This window comes from Streptomyces sp. NPDC096136 (assembly GCF_044763325.1).
GTDB lineage: Bacteria > Actinomycetota > Actinomycetes > Streptomycetales > Streptomycetaceae > Streptomyces.
The window spans coordinates 308,422-322,352 of record NZ_JBIWFZ010000005.1 but is presented as its reverse complement, the minus strand read 5'-3'; the positions used below and the strand labels follow the sequence as shown (position 1 = coordinate 322,352).

15 protein-coding genes are annotated in these 13,931 nt (G+C 70.2%); 6 read left to right on the top strand and 9 right to left on the bottom strand.

What is annotated here, in order from left to right; all coding sequences use genetic code 11:
• Positions 1-12: 12 nt before the first annotated feature.
• The 4 genes from sigM (at position 13) to trxA (ending at position 3,156) form a co-directional block, all read left to right on the top strand.
• A complete protein-coding gene (sigM, locus tag ACIRBY_RS13395; protein WP_403900184.1) occupies positions 13-714 on the top strand; it encodes an RNA polymerase sigma factor SigM in 702 nt (233 codons plus the stop codon).
• Complete coding sequence (locus ACIRBY_RS13390; RefSeq protein ID WP_403900182.1) at positions 711-1,661, top strand: anti-sigma factor family protein; 951 nt, start codon at positions 711-713, stop codon at positions 1,659-1,661. The genes sigM and ACIRBY_RS13390 overlap by 4 nt, the downstream gene beginning before the upstream one ends.
• Before the next feature lie 147 nt (positions 1,662-1,808).
• Positions 1,809-2,768, top strand: coding sequence for a thioredoxin-disulfide reductase (trxB, locus tag ACIRBY_RS13385; protein WP_403900180.1), 960 nt, complete (start codon positions 1,809-1,811; stop codon positions 2,766-2,768).
• Positions 2,769-2,817: 49 nt separating this feature from the next.
• Positions 2,818-3,156, top strand: a complete 339-nt coding sequence (gene trxA, locus ACIRBY_RS13380) for a thioredoxin (protein WP_344160326.1) — start codon at positions 2,818-2,820, stop codon at positions 3,154-3,156.
• 89 nt (positions 3,157-3,245) lie between these two features.
• Here trxA and ACIRBY_RS13375 read toward each other — a convergent pair whose 3' ends face one another.
• The 9 genes from ACIRBY_RS13375 to rpmH all read right to left on the bottom strand — a co-directional run bounded on the left by ACIRBY_RS13375 (position 3,246) and on the right by rpmH (position 9,716).
• Entirely contained in the window at positions 3,246-3,869 is a 624-nt protein-coding gene (locus tag ACIRBY_RS13375; protein ID WP_403900177.1) for a GNAT family N-acetyltransferase, read from the bottom strand.
• Positions 3,870-3,951: 82 nt separating this feature from the next.
• Positions 3,952-5,058: a ParB/RepB/Spo0J family partition protein gene (locus ACIRBY_RS13370; protein ID WP_403900175.1), complete on the bottom strand. Its 1,107-nt coding sequence runs from the start codon at positions 5,056-5,058 to the stop codon at positions 3,952-3,954.
• Positions 5,055-6,179, bottom strand: a complete 1,125-nt coding sequence (locus ACIRBY_RS13365; RefSeq protein ID WP_403900173.1) for a ParA family protein — start codon at positions 6,177-6,179, stop codon at positions 5,055-5,057. The genes ACIRBY_RS13370 and ACIRBY_RS13365 overlap by 4 nt, the downstream gene beginning before the upstream one ends.
• Before the next feature lie 255 nt (positions 6,180-6,434).
• Positions 6,435-7,151, bottom strand: coding sequence for a 16S rRNA (guanine(527)-N(7))-methyltransferase RsmG (gene rsmG, locus ACIRBY_RS13360; protein ID WP_042810509.1), 717 nt, complete (start codon positions 7,149-7,151; stop codon positions 6,435-6,437).
• A 116-nt stretch (positions 7,152-7,267) separates the two neighbouring features.
• Entirely contained in the window at positions 7,268-7,780 is a 513-nt protein-coding gene (locus tag ACIRBY_RS13355) for a protein jag (RefSeq protein WP_403900171.1), read from the bottom strand.
• A 14-nt stretch (positions 7,781-7,794) separates the two neighbouring features.
• On the bottom strand, positions 7,795-8,901 hold the full coding sequence (gene yidC / locus ACIRBY_RS13350; RefSeq protein ID WP_403900169.1) for a membrane protein insertase YidC: 1,107 nt from the start codon (positions 8,899-8,901) through the stop codon (positions 7,795-7,797).
• A gap of 3 nt (positions 8,902-8,904) precedes the next feature.
• Positions 8,905-9,186, bottom strand: coding sequence for a membrane protein insertion efficiency factor YidD (gene yidD, locus ACIRBY_RS13345; RefSeq protein ID WP_403900167.1), 282 nt, complete (start codon positions 9,184-9,186; stop codon positions 8,905-8,907).
• The gene (gene rnpA / locus ACIRBY_RS13340) at positions 9,183-9,557 is read right to left on the bottom strand and encodes a ribonuclease P protein component (protein ID WP_403900165.1); all 375 of its coding nucleotides are present in this window, start codon (positions 9,555-9,557) and stop codon (positions 9,183-9,185) included. The genes yidD and rnpA overlap by 4 nt, the downstream gene beginning before the upstream one ends.
• 21 nt (positions 9,558-9,578) lie before the next feature.
• Entirely contained in the window at positions 9,579-9,716 is a 138-nt protein-coding gene (gene rpmH, locus ACIRBY_RS13335) for a 50S ribosomal protein L34 (RefSeq protein WP_018547628.1), read from the bottom strand.
• Between the two features lie 359 nt (positions 9,717-10,075).
• Here rpmH and dnaA point away from each other — a divergent pair, with 359 nt between their 5' ends.
• Positions 10,076-11,848 carry a chromosomal replication initiator protein DnaA gene (gene dnaA, locus ACIRBY_RS13330; protein WP_403900163.1) on the top strand — a complete coding sequence of 591 codons (1,773 nt, stop codon included), beginning with the start codon at positions 10,076-10,078 and terminating at the stop codon, positions 11,846-11,848.
• Between the two features lie 864 nt (positions 11,849-12,712).
• Complete coding sequence (gene dnaN / locus ACIRBY_RS13325; protein WP_042810517.1) at positions 12,713-13,843, top strand: DNA polymerase III subunit beta; 1,131 nt, start codon at positions 12,713-12,715, stop codon at positions 13,841-13,843.
• Positions 13,844-13,931: the final 88 nt, after the last annotated feature.

The following is a 13,931-nucleotide window of genomic DNA, read 5'->3' as shown; positions in this document are numbered from 1 at the left end:
AGGGGCTCACCGTTGGACGAAGCCGCAGCCGGCGACCGCAGCGACCAGGAACTCCTGGCCCTGCACGTCGCCGGGGACCCGGAGGCCTTCGGTGAGCTGGTGCGGCGGCACCGCGACCGGCTGTGGGCCGTCGCCCTGCGGACCCTCGGCGACCGTGAGGAGGCGGCCGACGCCGTCCAGGACGCCCTGGTCTCCGCCTACCGGGCCGCCCACACCTTCCGCGGGGACTCCGCGGTGACCACCTGGCTGCACCGGATCACCGTCAACGCCTGCCTGGACCGTGCCCGCCGGGCCGCCTCCCGCCGGACCGCGCCCCTGGACGACACGGACCGCCTGGAGCGCCTCCTGGAGCCCCACGAGTCCGCCGAGGCCCCTGCCGAACGCCAGGACCTCCACCGCCAGCTCCTGGCCGCCCTCGCCACCCTCCCGGCCGACCAGCGGGCCGCCCTCGTCCTCGTCGACATGCAGGGATACCCCGTCGCCGAAGCCGCCGCCGTCCTCGACGTCCCCGTCGGAACGATCAAGAGCCGGTGCGCGCGCGGCCGGGCGAAACTCCTCCCGCTCCTCACTCATCTGCGCACGAATGCCGGGGATAACACCGCCACCGAGCGGGCAAGGAACCGGACGCCGGGGGCGCCCGTCCCATCTGCGGCAGACCCCAGGCATCCCGAACCGGACCCAGACCCTGTGAAGGGCGGAGGTGGACGACCGTGACCCCGACAACCGGCACCGCCGGCACGATCCGGCACCCGGAGGTCTCGGAGATCTCCGACCTGACCGAAGGGCTCCTCTCCCCCTCCCGCACCGCCGAGGTCCGCCGCCACCTCGCGGACTGCGCCCTGTGCGCCGATGTCCTGGCCTCCCTGGAGGAGATCCGCTCCCTGCTGGGCACCCTGCCCGGACCGCCGCGGATGCCCTCCGAGATCGCCGGACGCATCGACGCGGCCCTCGCCGCCGAGGCCCTGCTCGACTCCACCTCCTCCCGGGCCGAGGCCCCCGAACCGCGCGCCGCGGACGATGTTTCACGTGAAACAACGCCCGGCACCCCGGGCCGGACCGGGGCCCGTCGGCCGGCCGGTCACCCGTCCGGCGCAACCGGGCCGGGCCGTCGCCGCGCCCGCCGCCGGATCGCCGTCCTCGCCGGCCTGGCCGGGGCGGCCGCCTGCGCACTCGGCGTCCTCCTCTTCAGCGGGCTCACCGGAACCGGCGCCCACGACACCGCCACGAGCAACAACGCCGTGCGGGCCGCCGGCTCGGCCGCCCCCGGCGAGTACACCGCCCAGGGACTCCGGCAGAGCGTCCACCAGCTCCTGGCCGCCGGCCCCGCCGCGAACGCTCCCCAGACGGCCCCCGGGGACACGAACCGGACCATGCAGCTGGACGACCCCTCTCCCGGGCTCGCCCCGGCCGAGCGGCCGGGATCGCCGGAGCCGGCCCCGGTGGCGGTCCCTCCGTGCGTCCAGCGGGCCACCGGCCGCACCGAGGCCCCCCTCGCCGCCGAACCGGGCCGCTACCAGGGCACAGCGGTCTACCTCGTCGTCCTGCCCCATGCCCAGGACCCCGCCCTGGTGGACGCCTACCTCGTGGCCTCCGACTGTGCGGACGCCCCCTCCGCGACCCTGGAAAAGCCGCTCCTGACCCAGACCTATCCCCGAGGCTGAAGGACTTCGCGGGCGGCGCCCGGCGCATTCCGAGGCAGAGGGTGACGGCAGGGGAATGCGCGCGCCGTAGGATCCGTTGGGTGGGGTGAGAGTCCGCACCGGCCCCCGGTAGGCAGCACGCAGTCCGCAGAGACGAGGAAAGAACCCGTGAGCGACGTACGAAACGTGATCATCATCGGCTCCGGGCCGGCCGGTTACACGGCCGCCCTGTACACCGCACGCGCTTCGCTCAACCCCCTGGTCTTCGAGGGTGCCGTCACCGCCGGCGGCGCGCTGATGAACACCACCGAGGTCGAGAACTTCCCCGGCTTCCGCGAGGGCATCATGGGCCCGGACCTCATGGACAACATGCGTGCGCAGGCCGAGCGCTTCGGCGCGGAGCTCGTCCCGGACGACGTCGTCTCCGTGGACCTCACCGGTGAGATCAAGACCGTCACCGACACCGCCGGCACGGTCCACCGCGCCAAGGCCGTCATCGTCACCACGGGCTCCCAGCACCGCAAGCTCGGCCTGCCCAACGAGGACGCGCTCTCCGGACGCGGCGTCTCCTGGTGCGCGACCTGCGACGGGTTCTTCTTCAAGGACCAGGACATCGCCGTGGTCGGCGGCGGCGACACCGCGATGGAAGAGGCGACCTTCCTCTCCCGCTTCGCCAAGTCCGTCACGATCGTCCACCGCCGTGACACCCTGCGCGCCTCCAAGGCCATGCAGGACCGCGCCTTCGCCGACCCGAAGATCAGCTTCGCCTGGGACAGCGAGGTCGCCGAGATCCACGGCGAGCAGAAGCTCTCCGGTCTGACCCTGCGCAACACCAAGACCGGCGAGACCTCCGAGCTGGCCGTGACCGGTCTGTTCATCGCCGTCGGGCACGACCCGCGCACCGAGCTGTTCACCGGCCAGCTCGACCTGGACGACGAGGGCTACCTGAAGGTCGACGCCCCGTCGACGCGCACCAACGTCACCGGTGTCTTCGGCGCCGGCGACGTCGTGGACCACACCTACCGCCAGGCGATCACCGCCGCCGGCACCGGCTGCTCCGCCGCGCTCGACGCCGAGCGCTTCCTGGCGGCCCTCTCGGACGCCGAGCCCGCCGCCGCGACCGTCTGACCCCGCACCACCCCCCTACACCCCACCCGCAGGAAAGAAGGAGGCCGCTGTGGCCGGCACCCTCAAGAACGTGACTGACGCCGACTTCGACGCCGAGGTCCTGGGCAGCGACAAGCCCGTGCTCGTGGACTTCTGGGCCGAGTGGTGCGGCCCGTGCCGCCAGATCGCCCCGTCGCTGGAGGCGATCGCGGCCGAGTACGGCGACCAGATCGAGATCGTCAAGCTCAACATCGACCAGAACCCGGCCACGGCCGCCAGGTACGGCGTCATGTCCATCCCGACGCTGAACGTCTACCGGGGCGGCGAGGTCGCCAAGACCATCGTCGGCGCCAAGCCGAAGGCCGCCATCCTGCGCGACCTGGACGGCTTCATCCAGGTCAAGGCCTAAGGACCGGCCCCGGCGACAGCCGGGGAGCACACGAAGAACGGGGCCGCCCCTTCCGAGGGAGCGGCCCCGTTCTTGGTGTCCAGCGATCCTCACAGGGGCCGCAGCACCGGCTCCTTCCGCGCCCTCGCCCCGCCCAGCAGCCGGTCCAGGGCCAGCTCCACGTCTTCCTTCCACGACAGCGTCGTGCGCAGCTCCAACCGCAGCCGCGGATGGGCCGGATGGGGACGGACGGTCTTGAAGCCGACCGACAGCAGATGATCGGCCGGCAGCAGGCATGCGGGCCGCTCCCAGCGGGCGTCACCGAAGGCCTCGATCGCCTTGAACCCCCGCCGCAGCAGGTCCTTGGCCACCGTCTGGACCATCACCCGCCCCAGACCCTGCCCCTGATAGCCCGGCATGATCCAGGCGGTGATGAGCTGCACCGCGTCGGGCGAGACCGGACTCGTCGGGAAGGAGGCGGCACGCGGGACATAGGCGGGCGGCGCGTAGAGGACGAACCCGACCGGGACCTCGTCCACGTAGACCACCCGGCCGCAGGAGCCCCAGTCCAGGAGGACGGCGGAGATCCAGGCCTCCTTCTCCAGCTCCGCGGTGCCCGCTTTCACGGCGGCCTCGCCGGTGACGGGATCCAGCTCCCAGAACACGCAGCCCCGGCAACGCCTGGGCAGATCCTGGAGGTTGTCCAGCGTGAGCGGTACGAGCCGACGACCCATGACGGCATCGTAACCACTGCCCCCTGCTTCTTCGAGGGTGGCTCGACAAGCAGGGGGCAGCGGGACAACGGGAGACGAGGGGCTACTCCCCGGAGAGGCCCTGCTCCAGCACCCGGCCCTCGCCCGGCGCCAGGGTCCCCAGGATCCGCTCCAGGTCCTCCATCGACGCGAACTCGACGGTGATCTTGCCCTTCTTCTGGCCCAGATCCACCTTCACCCGCGTCTCGAACCGGTCCGACAGGCGCGTCGCCAGCTCGCTGAGCGCCGGCGACACCCGGCCGCCGGCCCGCGGGCCCTTGGGCTTCACGGTGCTCGCGCTGACCGACGGCTCGGAGCCCATCAGCTGCACGATCTCCTCGACCGAACGCACCGACAGGCCCTCGGCCACGATCCGCTGGGCGAGACGGAACTGCTCCTCGGCGTTCTCCACGCCCAGCAGGGCCCGCGCGTGACCCGCCAGCAGGACGCCGGCGGCCACCTTCTTCTGCACCTCCGGAGTGAGCCGCAGCAGCCTCAGGGTGTTGGTGACCTGCGGACGCGAGCGTCCGATCCGGTCCGCCAGCTGGTCGTGCGTGCAGTTGAACTCCCGCAGCAGCTGGTCGTACGCGGCCGCCTCCTCCAGCGGGTTCAGCTGGACCCGGTGCAGGTTCTCCAGCAGGGCGTCCAGCAGGAGCTTGTCGTCGTCCGTCGCCCGGATGATCGCCGGGATCCGCTCCAGCCCCGCCTGACCGCAGGCACGGAAGCGCCGCTCACCCATGATCAGTTCGTAACGCCCGGGCTCGGTCTCCCGGACTACCACGGGCTGGAGCAGACCCACCGTCTGGATCGAGGTCACCAGCTCGGCGAGCGCGTCCTCGTCGAGGTGCTCCATGTTCCGCGGCTGGCGCGGGTTCGGCGCGATGGCGTCCAGCGGGAGTTCCGCGAACGTCGCGCCCGCCACCTCCTCCGCCGCCTCCGGCCGGGCCGGCGCGGGCACGGCCGCCGGCTCACTCGGGGCCGGTCCTCCACGGGGAACATCGGTCTGCGTCAGCACGGCGAGCTTCGCCGCGGCGACGCCCCGCTCCGACGTCAGTACCGGCACCGCCGAAGGAGACGTGGACCCGCCGCCCGCCACCGGCGTCTTCTCCTGGGGAGCGGCCGGGATCAGCGCGCCGAGCCCCCGCCCCAGACCCCTACGTCGCTCGCTCACTGGATCCCCTCCGCCATATTCTGCGTGCTGTTCATGCCCGCGCCCATGGGGGCGCTCGGGGCGTCGTAATGGATTCCGGCTCCCCGGAGCGCGATCTCCCGCGCGGCCTCCCTGTAGGAGAGGGCGCCACTGGAACCCGGGTCGTACGTGAGGACCGTCTGCCCGTAGCTCGGGGCCTCCGAGATGCGCACCGACCGGGGGATGCTCGTGCGCAGCACCTCCTCGCCGAAGTGGGTGCGCACCTCCTCCGCCACCTGCGAGGCGAGCCGGGTCCTGCCGTCGTACATCGTCAGCAGGATCGTGGACACGTGCAGGGTCGGGTTCAGGTGCGCCCGCACCAGGTCGACGTTGCGCAGGAGCTGGCCCAGCCCCTCCAGCGCGTAGTACTCGCACTGGATCGGGATCAGTACCTCCGCGCCCGCCACGAGGGCGTTCACGGTCAGCAGGCCCAGGGACGGCGGGCAGTCGATCAGGATGTAGTCGAGCGGCTGCTCGTACGCCTGGATCGCGCGCTGGAGCCGGCTCTCGCGGGCCACCAGGGACACCAGCTCGATCTCCGCACCCGCGAGGTCGATGGTGGCGGGGGCGCAGAAGAGGCCCTCCACGTCCACCACCGGCTGGACGACCTCCAGCAGCGGCCGGCTGTCCACGAGCACGTCGTAGATGGAGGGCACGTCCGCGTGGTGGTCGATCCCGAGCGCCGTGGAGGCGTTGCCCTGCGGGTCCAGGTCGATCACGAGGACGCGGGCACCGTGCTGGGCCAGGGAGGCCGCCAGGTTCACGGTCGTCGTGGTCTTGCCCACGCCGCCCTTCTGGTTGGCGACCACCATGATCCGCGTCTGCGCCGGCCGGGGCAGCGGGACACCGGAACGCCCGATGGACTCCACCGCCAGCTGCGCGGCGCGCTCGATGGGGGTGTCCTCGGTGTCGTCGTTGTCCACCAGGGGCAACGAGGTCTCTCCCCCGGTCACCACCGGGGGCGCCTCGGGCGAAACGACATCGCCTGGCGGTTCAGAGCGGGGACCGGGGACCGGATCGGTCATCGGCCCCGCGAGGTTGGCGTCGGACCGCACGGTGTCACTCTCCTCGGCAGCGGGCTCGCGATGAACAGAGCCTGCCATGCCACCCGGGTCGCGAACCAGCGGGGCCCGTGCTCCTGTGGATGAATCCGCCGTTGTGGACAGCTCCGTCACCCCCGCGTCCTGGCGGGGACGGGGGGCGGCAGCAGCCCGGCCGCGGCTGATGATTCCGTGCAGCAGAGAGCGATGTTTCACGTGAAACACGATGCCGGGACGGAGTCTTCAGCCCTCTACGACACTCCGAAATCCGTACCTATAGGGCCCAACCCGCCCCAAAACCCACCTACGGCACGAAGATCAACGGCGCCTGCGCGTCCGCCCGACCCGCGCGGCCTTCGCCCGCTTGGCCGCGAAACGCACCCCGCCGGGGCTCTCCCCGACCTCCACCCGGACCACCGTGGACAGGGGATCGACCACGCCCTCGCCGACCTGGAGCACTGAGGTCTTCACCACACCCAGCTTGCTGAGGGCCACCTTCGCCGAGACCAGCTCCTCCTCGGCCGTGTCGCCCTTGAGGGCGAGCATCTCGCCGTAGGGACGCAGCAGCGGCACGCCCCAGCCGGCCAGCCGGTCCAGCGGGGCCACCGCGCGCGCGGTCACCACGTGCACCGGCTGGACCTTGCCGAGCACTTCCTCGGCCCGGCCGCGCACCACCGTGACATGGTCCAGCCCCAGTAGCTCGACGGCCTCCTGGAGGAAGGTCGTCCGGCGCAGCAGCGGCTCCAGCAGGGTGATCTTCAGGTCCCGCCGGACCAGGGCCAGCGGGATACCGGGCAGGCCGGCACCCGAGCCCACGTCGCACACGGTGACGCCGGCGGGCACCACCTCGGAGAGCACCGCGCAGTTCAGCAGGTGCCGCTCCCACAGCCGGGGAACCTCACGGGGCCCGATGAGGCCTCGTTTGACGCCCGCGTCCGCGAGCAGCTCCGCATACCGCACAGCTTCCGGGAAAAACTCACCGAACACCGCGCGCGCCTCTTCAGGCGCCGGGGGAAGCTCCGCTGCCTCCGTCACGGGGACCGTCCTTCCGTACAGAACCGCTCACGTCAAACCGTGGTCGTTCAACTGCCAGGCTTACAAACATCGGCCCCGCCTGCGACACAGGCGGGGCCGACTCACACCATTCCGGGTCAGGCCGGAAGCACAACGACGAAGCGCTGCGGCTCCTCGCCCTCGGACTCGCTCTTGAGACCGGCGGCCGCCACGGCGTCGTGGACGACCTTGCGCTCGAACGGGGTCATCGGAGCCAGCTTCAGCGGCTCGCCCGAGGCCTTCACGTCCGCCGCGGCCTGGGCGCCCAGGGCCGCCAGCTCCGCGCGCTTCTTCGCCCGGAAGCCCGCGATGTCCAGCATCAGCCGGCTGCGGTCCCCGGTCTCCCGGTGCACCGCGAGGCGGGTCAGCTCCTGGAGGGCCTCCAGGACCTCACCGTCGCGGCCCACGAGCTTCTGCAGGTCACGGCCGCCCGCGTCGCTGACGATCGAGACCGAGGCACGGTCGGCCTCGACGTCCATGTCGATGTCGCCGTCCAGGTCGGCGATGTCCAGCAGACCCTCGAGGTAGTCGGCCGCGATCTCGCCCTCCTGCTCGAGGCGGGTGAGGGTGTCGCCACTCTCAGCGGCGGCGGTGGTGGTGCCTTCCGTCACGGGAGGGACTCCTTCTACTTCTTCGAGGGCTTGCTGGGGGGCGTCTGGCGCTTCGACTTCGACTGGCGCTTGGGCTGCTGCCGCTTCGTCGCGACGCCACCGCTCGCCGAGTCCGCGTCCGCAGTGGCCTCGGCACTCCTGGTCACGGAACCGTCGGCCTGTGCGGCCATGCCCTGCTTCGACAGCGCGGTGATGAACTTGCGCTCGTTGTCGTTGCGGTCCGGGCCCTTGGCCACGATCGCCGCGACGATCTTCTTCTTGCTCCGGCCCTTGACGTTCCCGTGCGTGGAGACGTGCTTCAGCAGGCGGGTCAGGTACTGGTCCTGCGCCTTGCTGCCCGGGGTCGGGTTCTGGTTGATCACGTACATCTGCTGGCCCATGGTCCACACGTTGGTGGTCAGCCAGTAGACGAGGACACCGACGGGGAAGTTGATGCCCATGAAGGCGAAGATCAGCGGGAAGATGTACATGAGCATCTTCTGCTGCTGCATGAACGGCGTCTTGACCGAGAGGTCCACGTTCTTCTGCATCAGCTGGCGCTGCGTGTAGAACTGCGACAGCGACATCATGACGATCATGACCGCGGTCACGATCCGGACGTCGGTCAGGGAGGCGCCGAGGGCGGCGACCTTCTCCTCGCTGTCCGTGAACTTCGCCGCCAGCGGGGCACCGAAGATGTGCGCCTGGCGCGCGCTCTCCAGGAGCGACTGGTTGATGACGCCGATGGTCTGGCCGTTGGCGATGGCCGAGAGCACGTGGTACAGCGCGAAGAAGAAGGGGGACTGCGCCAGGATGGGAAGGCACGAGGAGAGCGGGTTGGTACCCGTCTCCTTGTACAGCTTCATCATCTCTTCGGACTGGCGCTGCTTGTCGTTCTTGTAGCGCTCCTGGATCGCCTTCATCTTCGGCTGGAGCGCCTGCATGCCACGCGTCGCCTTGATCTGCTTCACGAAGAGCGGGATCAGGCAGATGCGGATCAAGACCACCAGGGACACGATGGACAGGCCCCAGGCCCAGCCGCTGTCCGGCCCGAAGAGCGCGCCGTACAGGCTGTGGAACTGGACGATGACCCACGAGACTGGCGTGGTGATAAAGCTGAACAGACTGGCAATCGTGTCCACTAATCAGGCTCCTTGAGCATTGCGAGGTCGACGCAACGCACTGCGCAGCTGCTCGTGCCAACGCGGGCGTTTACGAGGTGGGACATGGTCGACACCGCCGGGGGACCACGGATTGCACCGCAGGATCCGCCAGCCGGTCAGGACCGTTCCCTTCACCGCACCATGCCGGTCGATGGCCGTGAACCCGTAGTGCGAGCACGAGGGGTAATAGCGGCACACCGGCCCGAGCAGCGGACTGATCGTCCACTGGTACAGCTTGATCAAAGCGAGCAGCGGGTACTTCATCGAGCCACGCCTCCGAGGAGCCGCACCAGAGCGGCATCCAGGTCCCGGGCCAATTCGTCGACGCCGGCCTCACCCGCTCCGGGCAACGCCCGCACCACCACCAGGCTACCGGCGGGCAGCACGGAGAGCCGATCCCGTACGAGGTGACGCAGACGACGCTTGACCCGGTTGCGGATCACCGCGCCGCCTACGGCCTTGCTGACGACGAAACCCGCACGTGCCGAGGGAACAGTCTCCCCCGGCCCGTGCGGGTCCGTTGCACCGCTTGTACGTAGGTGGACGACGAGGAGCGGGCGACCGGCCCGACGGCCTCGGCGCACTGCGCTCGCGAAGTCCTCGCGCCGCCTCAGCCGATGTTCGGGAGACAGCACGACGTCACGACCTGCGCGTTGTTACGCGGAGAGGGCGGCGCGGCCCTTGCTGCGGCGGTTCGCCAGGATGGCGCGACCGGCGCGGGTACGCATACGCAGACGGAAGCCGTGGGTCTTGGCACGACGGCGGTTGTTCGGCTGGAAGGTGCGCTTGCTCACTCGGGGGCTCCAGAAAATGAATCGTTGTGGCGGTACATCGCCTGGCTGTCACCGTGCGCCCACGAGGAACTCGCGTGTTCGCCCGAGTGGACACCGCTAAATGATCACAATCAGTGATCTTCGCCCATCGGTAGGCAGGCGGCAGCAGCCATCGACAACTCGACCTCGCTACGGTACGCGGGGCTACGCCATCCGGTCAAACCGAGCGTCCTCTGCCCCACACTGTGCACAGGCTGTGGACAACGACTTGAACCGCAGCCACCGGCCTGACTACCGTTGCCTGATCCCTGTTTTTTGTCCCGACCGTCCCAAAGAACCACACATTCGTGGGACGAGGGACCTGTGAGAGAGCGTGCTCTGTGGCTGACGTACCTGCCGATCTTGCCGCAGTGTGGCCACGCGTGCTCGAGAAGCTGCTCGGCGAGGGTCAGCAGGGGATCGAGCCGAAGGACAAGCAGTGGGTGGAGCGCTGCCAGCCGCTGGCCCTGGTCGCCGACACCGCCCTGCTCGCCGTCCCCAACGAGTGGGGCAAGCGGGTCCTGGAGGGCCGTCTCGCCCCGCTGATCAGCGACGCCCTCAGCCGCGAGTGCGGCCGCCCGATCCGGATCGCCATCACGGTGGACGACTCCGCCGGCGAGCCCGCGCCCCCCGCCGCGCCCGCACCCTCCTCCCGCGAGGCCTACGAGCCGTACGGCGGCCCTCGCCCGGGCCCCGGCGAGGAGCAGCTGCCCACCGCGCGCCCCGCCTACCCGGAGTACCAGCAGCCGCGCCCCGAGCCCGGCGCCTGGCCCCGCGGCGGCCAGGACGACTACGGCTGGCAGCAGCAGCGCTTCCCCGAGCGGGACCCGTACGCCTCGCCGCAGCCCGGCTACCTCCAGCAGCCCGAGGCCGGCGGCTACGACCAGGGCGGCTACGAGCAGCAGAAGTACGAACCCCAGCCGTACGAGCCGCAGAAGTACGAGCCGCAGCAGTACGAGCAGCAGTCCTACGACCAGCCGTCGTACGAGCAGCCCGCGCCGCGTCCGGCCCCCGGGCGGCCCACGCCCGCGCCGCCGCCGTCGGCCCCCTCCGGCGGTTCCACCTCGGGCCCGCTGGAGCCGACCGCCCGGCTGAACCCCAAGTACCTCTTCGACACCTTCGTCATCGGCGCCTCCAACCGCTTCGCGCACGCCGCCGCGGTGGCCGTCGCCGAGGCGCCGGCGAAGGCGTACAACCCCCTCTTCATCTACGGGGAGTCGGGCCTCGGCAAGACGCACCTGCTGCACGCCATCGGGCACTACGCGCGGAGCCTGTACCCGGGTACCCGGGTGCGGTACGTGAGCTCGGAGGAGTTCACCAACGAGTTCATCAACTCCATCCGCGACGGCAAGGGCGACGCGTTCCGCAAGCGCTACCGCGAGATGGACATCCTGCTCGTCGACGACATCCAGTTCCTGGCGAGCAAGGAGTCGACGCAGGAGGAGTTCTTCCACACCTTCAACACGCTCCACAACGCCAACAAGCAGATCGTGCTGTCCTCCGACCGGCCGCCCAAGCAGCTGGTCACCCTGGAGGACCGCCTCCGCAACCGCTTCGAGTGGGGCCTGATCACCGACGTCCAGCCGCCCGAGCTGGAGACCCGGATCGCGATCCTGCGCAAGAAGGCGGTCCAGGAGCAGCTCAACGCCCCGCCGGAGGTGCTGGAGTTCATCGCCTCCCGGATCTCGCGCAACATCCGCGAGCTGGAGGGGGCGCTGATCCGGGTCACGGCGTTCGCGAGCCTCAACCGGCAGCCGGTGGACCTGGGCCTGACGGAGGACGTCCTCAAGAACCTGATCCCGGGCGGCGAGGACAGCGCGCCCGAGATCACCGCCGCCGACATCATGGCGGCCACCGCGGACTACTTCGGACTGACCGTGGACGACCTGTGCGGATCCTCGCGCAGCCGGGTGCTGGTGACGGCGCGGCAGATCGCCATGTACCTGTGCCGGGAGCTGACCGACCTGTCCCTGCCGAAGATCGGGGCCCAGTTCGGCGGCCGCGACCACACCACCGTCATGCACGCGGACCGCAAGATCCGTGCCCTGATGGCGGAGCGCCGCTCCATCTACAACCAGGTCACGGAGCTCACCAACCGCATCAAGAACGGCTGACGACGGGGCCCCGGACGGCGCGTCGGGGGCCTCTCAAACCCCGGCACAGGGCGCCCTCGGATCGAACCGGGGGCGCCCTTCTTCGTCCGTGCGCCCCTGCTCTGTTCGAATACGCCCCCTGGAGAGGCAGTTGTCCACAGATTCCTCAACTTTCTTCCGTCCACAGCCTGAGGACAGAGATGCTCACCCACAATCTGTCCACAGGGGTGCCGGTTGAGGGATCATCAGCCCAGGTCAGGGACGTGTGGATTTGTGCGCAAGCACCATCCACAGCCTGTGGACAGAAAAATCATCCACAGGCTCATCCACTCCTCTGTCCACCGCTGACTCACAGGTTCGCGCATCCCGTGCACAGGTTCCCGGCGGTTCTCCACACGGTTGTCCACTGTTCGGCAACCGGACCCCTCCGATCACCGGCACGAGTGAAAGCCGTCACACGGATGTCGACGTTTGGGCTGTGGACTTCTGGGGAAAAACTGGGGACACACCTGTGGAGTAGTGGGGGTCCCCTGGGGACGACCTGTGCAGAACTTTCCTTTCTCCACAGAGACACCGTGTTGTCCACCGGTGCCACCCACAGGGTGTGGGGATAAAAAACTGGGCCTGACCTGCGAGAACGAGCTTTTCCACCGTTTCCACAGGCCCTACTACTACCCCCATAGACAGTTAGCGTGGATTCGGTTTTCAAGCAGGGCCTGTGCACAACTCGTCGGACGGCCGTCCCGCCGCCTCGCTCCCGACTTGACCGCCAGCCGCAACGACTGTCGGCGCCGTACGTCAGACTGGTGACCGGCATCGGTCGAGGCATCGACGACCGACGACGAAGGCCGGCAGACGAGCGAGCAACAGCAGGAGGCGGTTCCGGTGAAGATCCGGGTGGAGCGCGACGTACTCGCGGAGGCGGTGGCCTGGGCCGCACGCAGCCTCCCGGCCCGGCCGCCGGTGCCCGTGCTCGCGGGCCTGCTGCTCAAGGCCGAGGACGGGACCCTGTCCCTCTCCGGCTTCGACTACGAGGTCTCGGCCCGCGTCTCCGTCGAGGCGGACGTGGAGGAGGACGGCACCGTCCTCGTCTCCGGCCGGCTCCTCGCCGACATCTGCCGCGCCCTCCCCAACCGCCCGGTGGAGATTTCCACAGACGGTGTACGGGCGACCGTGGTCTGCGGCTCCTCGCGGTTCACCCTCCACACCCTGCCTGTGGAGGAGTACCCGGCCCTGCCGCAGATGCCCACCGCCACCGGCACCGTCCCCGGCGAGGTCTTCGCCTCCGCCGCCGCCCAGGTGGCCATCGCCGCCGGCCGCGACGACACGCTGCCCGTGCTGACCGGTGTCCGCATCGAGATCGAGGGCGACCGCGTCACCCTGGCCTCCACCGACCGCTACCGCTTCGCGGTCCGCGAGTTCCTGTGGAAGCCGGAGAACCCGGAGGCCTCGGCCGTGGCCCTGGTGCCCGCCAAGACCCTCCTCGACACCGCCAAGTCCCTCACCAGCGGCGACACGGTCACCCTGGCGCTCTCCGGCTCCGGCCAGGGCGAGGGCCTCATCGGCTTCGAGGGCGCGGGCCGCCGCACCACCACCCGCCTGCTCGAGGGCGACCTGCCGAAGTACCGCACGCTCTTCCCGACGGAGTTCAACTCGGTCGCGGTGATCGAGACCGCCCCGTTCGTCGAGGCCGTCAAGCGCGTGGCCCTGGTCGCCGAGCGCAACACCCCGGTCCGCCTCAGCTTCGAGCAGGGCGTCCTCATCCTGGAGGCCGGGTCCAGCGACGATGCACAGGCTGTGGAACGCGTCGATGCGACGCTGGAGGGTGACGACATTTCGATCGCCTTCAACCCGACCTTCCTGCTCGACGGCCTGAGCGCGATCGACTCGCCGGCCGCCCAGCTCAGCTTCACCACCTCGACGAAGCCCGCCCTGCTCAGCGGCCGTCCGGCGGTCGACGCCGAGGCGGACGAGGCCTACAAGTACCTGATCATGCCGGTGCGCCTCTCCGGCTGACGCCCTCCCGTGCACCGGCGCCGGGCCCGGACCCGCACAAGCGGGCGCCGGGCCCGGCGCCGTGCGGAGCGGCCCCGCGCCACCGCCC